Annotated in this window: 10 protein-coding genes and 1 pseudogene; 6 read left to right on the top strand and 5 right to left on the bottom strand. The window is 42.0% G+C overall.

What is annotated here, in order from left to right; genetic code table 11:
* From F6K52_RS25650 to F6K52_RS25665, 4 genes are all read left to right on the top strand, one after another.
* Positions 1-239 (top strand): hypothetical protein (locus tag F6K52_RS25650; protein ID WP_293084795.1); only part of this gene is annotated, 239 nt, incomplete at its 5' end.
* Positions 240-1,036: 797 nt separating this feature from the next.
* On the top strand, positions 1,037-1,270 hold the full coding sequence (locus F6K52_RS25655; protein ID WP_293084798.1) for a hypothetical protein: 234 nt from the start codon (positions 1,037-1,039) through the stop codon (positions 1,268-1,270).
* Between the two features lie 648 nt (positions 1,271-1,918).
* Positions 1,919-3,355 (top strand): tetratricopeptide repeat protein, encoded by a 1,437-nt coding sequence (locus F6K52_RS25660; RefSeq protein WP_293084801.1) that lies wholly within the window; start codon positions 1,919-1,921, stop codon positions 3,353-3,355.
* Positions 3,348-4,607 carry an AAA family ATPase gene (locus F6K52_RS25665; RefSeq protein WP_293084804.1) on the top strand — a complete coding sequence of 420 codons (1,260 nt, stop codon included), beginning with the start codon at positions 3,348-3,350 and terminating at the stop codon, positions 4,605-4,607. The genes F6K52_RS25660 and F6K52_RS25665 overlap by 8 nt, the downstream gene beginning before the upstream one ends.
* A gap of 47 nt (positions 4,608-4,654) precedes the next feature.
* Here F6K52_RS25665 and F6K52_RS25670 read toward each other — a convergent pair whose 3' ends face one another.
* Positions 4,655-4,777, bottom strand: coding sequence for a hypothetical protein (locus tag F6K52_RS25670; RefSeq protein WP_293084807.1), 123 nt, complete (start codon positions 4,775-4,777; stop codon positions 4,655-4,657).
* A gap of 139 nt (positions 4,778-4,916) precedes the next feature.
* On the opposite strand from F6K52_RS25670, the gene F6K52_RS25675 reads away from it, so the two are divergent.
* Complete coding sequence (locus tag F6K52_RS25675) at positions 4,917-6,239, top strand: tetratricopeptide repeat protein (protein ID WP_293084810.1); 1,323 nt, start codon at positions 4,917-4,919, stop codon at positions 6,237-6,239.
* Here the strand turns inward: F6K52_RS25675 and F6K52_RS25680 are convergent.
* Positions 6,228-6,377 (bottom strand): hypothetical protein, encoded by a 150-nt coding sequence (locus tag F6K52_RS25680; protein WP_293084813.1) that lies wholly within the window; start codon positions 6,375-6,377, stop codon positions 6,228-6,230. The two genes, F6K52_RS25675 and F6K52_RS25680, sit on opposite strands and share 12 nt — an antisense overlap.
* 103 nt (positions 6,378-6,480) lie before the next feature.
* Here F6K52_RS25680 and F6K52_RS25685 point away from each other — a divergent pair, with 103 nt between their 5' ends.
* Positions 6,481-7,797, top strand: a complete 1,317-nt coding sequence (locus tag F6K52_RS25685; protein WP_293084816.1) for a D-arabinono-1,4-lactone oxidase — start codon at positions 6,481-6,483, stop codon at positions 7,795-7,797.
* Between the two features lie 60 nt (positions 7,798-7,857).
* Here the strand turns inward: F6K52_RS25685 and F6K52_RS25690 are convergent, their stop codons facing one another.
* The 3 genes and pseudogenes from F6K52_RS25690 to F6K52_RS25700 form a co-directional block, all read right to left on the bottom strand.
* Entirely contained in the window at positions 7,858-7,998 is a 141-nt protein-coding gene (locus F6K52_RS25690) for a hypothetical protein (RefSeq protein WP_293084819.1), read from the bottom strand.
* Positions 7,999-8,029: 31 nt separating this feature from the next.
* Positions 8,030-8,653, bottom strand: coding sequence for an IS607 family transposase (locus tag F6K52_RS25695; RefSeq protein WP_293084826.1), 624 nt, complete (start codon positions 8,651-8,653; stop codon positions 8,030-8,032).
* A gap of 313 nt (positions 8,654-8,966) precedes the next feature.
* Positions 8,967-9,823: pseudogene (locus F6K52_RS25700) on the bottom strand (metallophosphoesterase); the annotation flags it as partial.

A 9,823-nucleotide genomic window follows, 5' to 3' on the forward strand; every position in this document is an offset into this window, starting at 1 on the left:
CACAGGCAAGATGCCTGTTCTACCAACATGTCCATGGCATCACAGGCAAGATGCCTGTTCTACCAACATGTCCATGGCATCACAGGCAAGATGCCTGTTCCACCAAGATATCCATGACACCACAGGCAAGATGCCTGTTCCACTATTATTCCCTGTTCCCTATTCCCTGTTCCCGTCTTGATGCAGCCAGATATACCTGTAGGGTGGGCAGTGGTTTTTCAAGGGATAGTCATAGTTGAAAATCGGATATAACACTGCCCACCAAAGCCAGATATACCTGTAGGGTGGGCAGTGGTTTATAAAGAGATAGTAATAGTTGAAAATCCGACCTTAGCACTGCCCACCAGAGGATTAATTTTATTAAAAATCTAGATAATTAACTAATTTTTACTAATTAATTTACTGTCGGTGGGCAGTGCGTTAAGGGATTACCATCGGATTTTATTGGTCTCGTCCACTGCCCACCCTACGATTAATATCAATAATTTAATTACCATTAATCTTATTTTGATGTATTTGATGTGGTGGGCAGTTATTTAAGGGATTACCATCGGATTTTATTGGTCTCATCCACTGCCCACCCTACGATTAATATCAATAATTTAATTAAGATTAATTTTATTTTGATGTATTTGATGTAGGGTGGGCAGTGGTTTCTCAAGGGATAGTAATAGTTTAAAATCCGACCTTAGCACTGCCCACCAGAGCCATATCTACCTGTCGGTGGGCAGTGGTTTAAGGGATTACCATCGGATTTTATTGGTCTCATCCACTGCCCACCCTACGATTAATATCAATAATTTAATTACCATTAATCTTATTTTGATGTATTTGATGTGGTGGACAGTGCGTTAAGGGATTACCATCCATCGGATTTTATTGGTATCGTCCACTGCCCACCCTAGGATTAATCTCAATAATTTAATTACGATTAATCGTCGTCATTTGTTAATAAAAAAAAATTCCTAAATCCCTTGACAAAAGATTAATAAATTAATATATTAATAATGTAAACACTTTAAACCAATAACGATTCATGAGTACAAACTTTCCTTCAAACCCTGATGACAATCAAAACCCTGAAAACCAAGGTCGCAAAGCTAAGAAAGCCAAGCACATCTTGGTCGGTTCTCCTGAACAAGTTCGGAAAACAATTCTTGCCATCTATTCTCTTAAATACGCTTATCCCGACGAGTGGAGCACTCCCGAGCCTACCGGAAAGCCTGGTGAGGTGATGGCGACTTTGATTCGATACTTTTATGTAGATTAGGATAGTAATTTGCCAGGGCAACGCCCTGGCGACCAGGAATGAAGAATTAAGAATGAACGTTTTTTTGGGGAGGGGTATAGATCAGCATTCAGCCGTCAGCATTCAGCCGTGAGCCTTCAGCTCACGCTACGCGAACAGCTTATTTTATTCAAAAGCACCGATTGCGCTACGCGCAGGCTAAGCCTTTGGCTGATAGCTGATAAATGATAGCTGACTAACTCGGAAATAATGTACAATTAATTAGTCAAAAGTTATTTGGTTTAACGGCAGCTTAGCTGTATGTTTTGAGGTTTACACAGTATAATTCGGTCAAGTATCAGAGTTTATCTGAGCTTGACCGATTTTTTTTATTTATTGTTAAATAAGGGAGCAGGGAGCAGGGAGCAGGGAGCAGGGAGTAGGGAGTAGGGAAGAATAAATAAAATTTAGATGTAACTCACGGTTACTAGAAAACGCTATACTTATAGAAGTTATTATAGAGTTTATCGCAGTTATGAGGTACGCTTTTCAACCTCAAAGTCCCCCTTATTAAGGGGGATTTAGAGGGATCAATTTGTACATTATGGGATATAGAATTGCTAAAATTGGTAACTTTACATAAATTGTGGATTTTCTGGAGTAGCGAATAGGGAGTAGGGGTAAGTTAAAATGGACGAAGAAAGACTACAAGCATATCTCAACTTGATCCAGCAACTGCTAACTTGTCCCAGCGGTGAACAAGTCCAAATTCTTGAGAGCAACCGCGAGTTAGTAGATGCAGAGTTATTGCAGGTAATGACACAAGAAGCAGAAAAACTAGCAGCAGATGGTAACCAAAATAGTGCTGATGTTTTACTTCGTCTCAGGAGTGAGCTTTTAGAGATAATTTTAGAATCCTCTACCTTAGTTAATCCGTCATCCCAAAACTATCTGGAATTCTTCATCAATGTATTGCTAGTAACTGCCATAAGCAATGGCGACCCCAAAGTAGTCTACCCACTCCTGGAATCCAACCTAGACAAACTCGATGATAACTTTATCGATATCTTGCAAACCTGGGCAAGTGCTAAACTCTCAGAATTGGAACCAGAAACAGCAGAAATTATGGCTAGAGTTATTGGTAACTTTAGCAACTTTATTAGCGATTTTACACTAGGTAATAAAGCCAATAACATGGACATCGCTATTGCTGGTTACGAAATAATGCTAAGAGTTATTATCCGTGATAGTAATCCGGAAAGTTGGGCAGCTATTCAAAATAACCTTGGCAATGCCTACCTTGACAGAATCCATGGATATAAAGCTGATAATCTCGAACTTGCTATTGAAGCATTGCAACTAGCATTGTCCGTTTATACCAAACCAGACTTCCGCGAATATTGGGCAAACACTCAAATCATCCTCGGCTATGCCTACAGTCAAAGAATCAGAGGAGATAAAACTGATAATCTTGAACGTGCTCTAGAAGCATACCAACTAGCATTGTCCGTTTATACCAAACCAGACTTCCCCGAAATTTGGGCAATTGCTCAAAATAATCTGGGCAATGCCTACAGTAAGCGAATACTCGGAAATTGTACAGAGAATCTGGAAAAAGCGATCGCATCCTATCAAAATGCTTCAGAAATCTTTACCCGTGAAGCCTTTCCCCAAGATTGGGCAGACGTTCAACGTAATATTGGTAAACTGCTGGTTCAGCGAGGAAGCTGGTATGATGGATTATCCCGCTTAGAGCAAAGTCTCGCTATCTATCGCCAAACCGAAAACCTAGAATGTCGTGCAGATGCAATATACCACATTGCCCGCACCCATCATTTAATGATGAACCTAGACAAAGCCCGGATGCATTATCGGGACGCTCTGCGCATCTACGACTATATCAAGAATCAAGAAGGAATAGCTGCCTGCAAAACGGGATTAGGCAGACTAATGATTTCCCTTGGATTTATCGACGATGCCCGAGAAGAATTAAACCAGGCTTGTGAGATTTATCATACGCTTAAGGATAACAAAAAAATTGATAATATTCAAGAAATATTCCAACTATTAGCTAAATCAAAGATAAACAAGTTAAAACAATTAAACCCAAGCAATAGCCATGAGTGAAGCCGATCAACTTTGGAAGGAAACAAAACAAAATTTTGCTAACTGGAATCTTGAAGAAATTCCTTTTTCTGAAAGTGCGTCCAGCTTGCAGTCAAACCTAGATCAAGTTTTCACAGGCCGCACCCAGGAGTTAAGGAAGATATTTAACTTATTGCAGGGTCGCGAACGGAAGCGGATATTAGTCTACGGTCCCGTTGGTATTGGTAAAACAGCATTTATTTTAGAAGTATTGGGAGTTTTGCAACGGAACAGTGAAAATACTCTCGTTACCTATATCAGTCTCCCCTTTGAAACTGATTTAGCAACCGCTGCTTTGATTGCCCTAGCCCGACATATGCCAGAGGATGAGTGGGCGCAACAACTGTTAAACAACATGGGATTGATGAGTGAATCGACTCGCAAAACCAAGACCAAGATCGATGTAAAAATACCAGTAGTTGGGGCAAGCCTTGAAGCGGAATCTAAACCAGTTAATGCCCCAAAGTTTCCCACTCTCACTTTTCAAGACTTATTAGAAAGAGCCCTAGAAAAGTATAGTCGTGTGGTGATTGCTATCGATGATTTAGATAAACAAGACCCAGACCGGGTGCGTCAACTATTGCACAATGCTCAAGGCATGCTCAAAGGTGATGCTTGGTTTATTTTGACTGGGCATCCTTCCGGGTTGACTCAGGAGCTGTTGATCGGTGAACGAGGGTTATTTGATTTAGCATTAGAGATTAAAGCCTTAGACCAACCCACCACGTATCAAATGTTAATTAACTATCTCGCTAGCGCCCGGATTAGAGAAACTAGCAAAGACGAAAATAATCCTGATAGCGTTCTTCCCTTCACTATAGAAACCGCTAAGAATTTGTGTGAACGTTCCGAGGGGATCCCCCGTTGGTTTAATCGCATTGGTAGTTATGTATTACTGAAAGCAGCGGAACTGAAAGCAGACAAGATTACACCAGAAGTATTTCAGCAAGGTTTAGAAGATGTCAGTCAACAACTGCGCATTCATGCAGAATTGACTGCTGAAGATTCTTATGTGCTTGAGTTAGTTTTAGAAAAAGGGGTGCTATCCGATGAAAACGTAACCATGGATGAACTCAAGCGGATGAAAGTTCAAGAATTTAGTCAAATTTTACCGATTTTAGATAAATTAATCCAATTTGACTTAGTGCGTCGTTTACCTACGGATAAAGCAGCGGAATATCAAGGAAATCCTCTACTTTTGCCTCCATCAGAGCAGTCAGATGAAGAAGAATGAAGAATGAAGAATGAAGAATTTAGAATTTAGAATTTAGAATTTAGAATTTAGAATTTAGAATTAAGTAGTGCGTAGGGTGCTTCAGGGGCGGACTTGCCCTCATTTTCCGGGTCGTAGCCAGGGTTGGGATAGTCCGCCCCGTAACGCACCACCCAACGGCGAACCCTCATTTTCAGGCTCCTAGCCAAGGTTGGGATAGCCCGCCGGGAATTTAAACGGGCAAGATGCCCGTTCCACGCCTGATGCCCGTAACGCACCACTGCTGAGTCAAACAGCTTTTAGGAGATGCAGCCGAGTAGGGAGTAGTAAATGAACCAAGAAAGAAAACAAGCATACCTCAACTTGCTCCACCAACTCCTAACTTGCCCCAAGGGTAAAGAAATCAAAATTATTAATAGCAACCTTGAGTTAGTGGATGCTGAATTATTGCAGGTAATGGCACAATCAGCCGACTATCTGACAGCAAAGGGTCAGCAAAATGCTGCTAACTTTTTACGGCGGATCAGGAGTAAGCTTTTAAAGGGTCTGGCAATTTCAGAAACCCTTACTTCACCTAAGGTTTCATCGGAAGAGTATCATAAATTCTTGATAGAGATATTGCTAGCAACTAACAACAGCAAAGGCGACCGCGAAGTTGTCTACCCATTCCTGGAAGCAAACTTAGACAAACTCGATCATAATTTTATCAATATCCTGCAAACCTGGGCAAGTTCTGAGCTTTCTGCAGAGGAACCAGAAACAGCAAAAGAAATCGCTAATACTATCTGGGAATTCAGCACCCTGATCAGCGATTTTCCACTGGGTAATCAAGCCAATAACAGGGAAATCGCTATTGCTGGTTACCAAACGATGCTAAAGGTTTTTACTAATCAGAGTAACCCGGAAATTTGGGCAGCTATTCAAAACAACCTGGGCAATGCCTACAGTGACAGAATCCGTGGCAATCGGGCTAATAATCTCGAAAAAGCCATAGATGCATACCAAATAACCTTGGAGGTTTATACCAAATCAGACTTCCCCGAAGATTGGGCAAGTACTCAAAACAACCTGGGCATAGCTTACTGTGAAAGAATCCGTGGAGACCGGGCTGATAATCTCGAAAAAGCAATTGAAGCATTCCAACGAGCATTAGAAGTTCGCACCAAATCAGACTTCCCCATTGATTGGGCAATGACTCACTATAACCTGGGCAATGCCTACTGTGAAAGAATCCGTGGAAACCGGGCTGATAATCTCGAAGAAGCCATACAATTATACCAACGAGCATTAAAAGTTCGCACCAAACGAGATTTCCCGGAAGATTGGGCAAGTACTCACAACAACCTGGGCATAGCCTATAGTGACAGAATCCGTGGAGACCGGGCTGATAATCTCGAAAAAGCCATTGCCCAATACCAACTAGCTTTGGAGGTTTATACCAAACGAGACTTCCCCGAAGAGTGGGCAAGGACTCTATATAACCTGGGTAATGCTTACAACAACAGAATAGTAGGAGAGACTACAGAGAATCTGGAAAATGCGATCGCATGCTATGAAAATGCCTCAGAAATCTTTACCCGTGAGGACTTTCCCGAAGATTGGGAAAACCTTCAACGTCATATTGCTAAACTACTGATTCAGCTAAGAAACTGATATAGCAATTCTACGACTTGTGAGGTACAAATTTCTGGTTTTTAGGGAGCAGGGAGCAGGGAGCAGGGAGCAGGGAGCAGGGAGCAGGGAAGAGGGAAAAGGCAAGAGAGAAGAGGGAAAAAATAATGTGTACCTCATGAGTCCTAGAAAGGCTATAGTAAGCATATGGGTGTAGCGCTTGAGCTTATATATTTTATGCTAAAATATAGAAAAACCATTACAAGATTTTTCATAAATTAATATGTCACCTGCGTGGTCAAATTGGAGGGGTAATGTTTCTTGCAACCCCAAAAGTATTGTCGAACCGTCTTCTAACGAAGATCTCAAGAAAGTTCTGGCCATGGCTCGAACCGAAAAGATGAAAGTTAAGGTGGTTGGTTCGGGGCACTCATGGTCAGAAGCTGCATGTACCGATGGTGTTCTTGTATCATTAAAGCGACTAAACCGAGTGATCGAGCTAGACCGAGAAAGGGGCACCGTTACTGTCGAGCCAGGAATAACACTAAACAGCTTGAATCAATACCTAGACCAACAGGGTATGGCCTTGGAAAATCTGGGAGCAATCACCAAGCAGACTATTTCTGGGGTAATAGCAATGGCTACCCATGGAACAGGAGACAAAAACGGGTCACTGGCCAGTGCAGTGGTGGAGCTGGAGCTAATGAAAGCATCTGGGGAAGTTGTCCGCTACCAACAAGATGATCCCACATTTTATGGAGTATGTGTCAACTTGGGTGCCCTTGGTATTATTACTAAATTAACCCTTCGTTGTGTCCCTACATTCTTCTTGCGAGATATTCAACAACCGATGTTGACCGACCTTCTCAGAAAAGAAATAGACACATTAGTTAAAGAAAACGATCATTTCCAATTCTTTGAATTTCCCCACACCTCACGCTCCTATTGGTTTAAGTTTAATAAAATGGATGAGCCAGTTGCGCCCATGCCATTCTGGAGACAATTCCTAGACAACCTATCTAAAACTATATCTAGATCCAGCAATGGAATCGGTGACTGGATTACCAGGACGTTTCCTTTTACAATTCCTCTCATCTTTAGAGTAGCTTTTCTGACTAATCTACGGGGATTAAACCGTTGGGATAAGAGCTTTAATATCCTCGCCTTTGAGAATATTAATTTTACATATTCCGAGTTAGAGTATGCCATCCCAAGGTCAGCTACAATCAAAGCTCTGGAGCAAATTCACCAGATGATAGAAAACCATGGATTTAGGATAAACTTACCAATATCAGTTCGATTTGCTAGTTCGGAAGAGCATTGGTTAAGCCCACTGTATCAAAGAGAGTCTGTATATATTAGCCTTAACTTATCAGGGTCAGATTTTAAGGCGATTGAAAACTATCATCGGGAAGCCGAAAAGATATTATTAGAGTATGGTGGCCGTCCCAACTGGGGCAAGCACTTTTATTCCAATCGGGAATATCTGCGCTCACAATACCCACGTTGGGATGACTTCGCTCTACTTATGAAAGAATTTGATCCTGATCGACTTTTTTCTAACCCCTTCCTCGACCGCCTCTTTCCGTTTGATGCATGATTGGCTCAAATCCCTTGGGAGTTGGTTTCACAGCCGGGGTTTCTTCCATACTCTCTAATATCATGTCGGGATAATTACCCTGTCTTGATGCAGTCCCTCATGGGGGAAACCACGGCAGTCGCTCATGGGGGAAACCCCCAAGACCGCGCTGCATCGCTTAATAAAAATCTCCCCCATCTCCCCATCTCCCCATCTCCCCATCTCCCCACCCTACCCCCTCTCCAGCTAATCCTTACTCTAATTCGTTTACCACTTTACTCATGCCATCAAGTAATTTTTGATTTTTTTCGCTCCTAGCGCCATAGAGACGGGCAGAAAAGACTGTGATTAATTCCATCATGTCTTGGGTTAATTCGTCTTCAAAGCTAACTCCCTCTGGTGATTTATTAATGATAACGACTTCTGTGCCAAACTCTTCACAAATGGTAAAGATTAATTCTGCTCCAAATCTCAGCAATCTATCCTTGTGAGTCATCACCAATCGTTCAACATCCCCTGTCATAATTTTTCTGAGTAATTTGTTCAATCCTTTTTTGTGATAATTTAAACCACCACCGAAATCAGAAATAGTCTCGTATTGCCAACCATTAGCAGCACTAAAATTTTCTAATAATTGAATTTGACTCTTCAGATCTTTTTGTCGCTCATCACTAGAAACTCTGGCATAGTTGATGGTCAATCTGTGGGTCAATGGCTGAGGATTTCTTGGTGTTATATGTTTGATATCTTTAAGATAAAATCGTCGTTGTCCAGTAGGTGAACGTTGATATCTTATTTTTCCCGCATCAGCCCACCGTCTTAGGGTTTTGGTAGAGACTCCTAGCTGTTTAGCTGCCTCCCCAATGCTTAATGTCATCTCAGAATGACTTTCCATATCAATGCTAGATCTAAATCACAACCTCTCTAGTATTACCCATTTTGTCAGTAATGTCTAAGGGTGTCTATTTTTTATCAAGATGCAAGCTAGCAAGAGGCAACAGGAACCCACCCCTAACCCCTCCCAGGAGGGGAATGCAAGAGGCAAGAGTAGCGAGCTTATTATCGTATCATATAATTTATGAATAATTACCCTTCATCAAAAATCTCCCCATCTCCCCACACTTCCCACACTTCCCCATCTCCCCACACTTCCCCATCTCCCCATCTCCCCATCTCCCCATCTCCCGACGCTAATCCGTTGGCTTTAACTGAAACTGATCGAATTTAATCACATCTGAATTAGGCGATCGCGTATCAAAGCGATAGCTAGTTACTATACCGGTGCCAGTATCAAAGATACTAAACACAGTCACATCATTACTAGCGATATAAGGCAAGGGCTGGTTATTGTCTCCTAACAATGGTGCGATCGTTGGCATAACGGGCTCTAATCCATTGGGGTCTCCAGTAGCGGAATAGTTTTCGTTATACCCAGTTGGTACTGGGCGCTTCTTCTGACCAACATAAGCGCCATAACTATTCCCCACATTGGAGGATTCTAAAAAATGGATGCCATTACCATCAACAAAGCGATTCCATAGATGGGAATGGCCATAATACACTAACTGCACACCAGCAGCTTCTAATAATGGCACCACATCCCGAATGATGTAATCCTGGTCTTTGGGATACTCATAACGCACTGCGGTCACCTTACCCGCCTGATCCCGCTCAATGATCTGCACTGGGTCAGTATAAGCTGGGACAATATTGTCCCCTAGGCTATGGGGAGGATGGTGAAGCATCACAATTTTATACTTAGCTTGTTTAAACTCAGTGCTATTGAGTTCTGCCTGGAGCCATTGGTACTGGGGACTCCCTTTACTAACCGCTTCAAAGATATGTTGTCCGTATCCCCAAGCAATGGGATTGTCTAAATCTTGTTCCCGTTCTTGATACCTACCTTTGGCATTAGGGCTTAAGCTATATGTGCGCCAAATATTAGTAATGTACAACACCACTAAGCGAACATCACCAAAGGTTACCGCATAATAGGGTTTGCCATTCGGTAAGGAAAAAATTTCGTTATAGGTGTCAGTATTATAAA

The sequence above is a fragment of the Moorena sp. SIO3H5 genome, from assembly GCF_010692395.1.
Lineage (GTDB): Bacteria > Cyanobacteriota > Cyanobacteriia > Cyanobacteriales > Coleofasciculaceae > Moorena.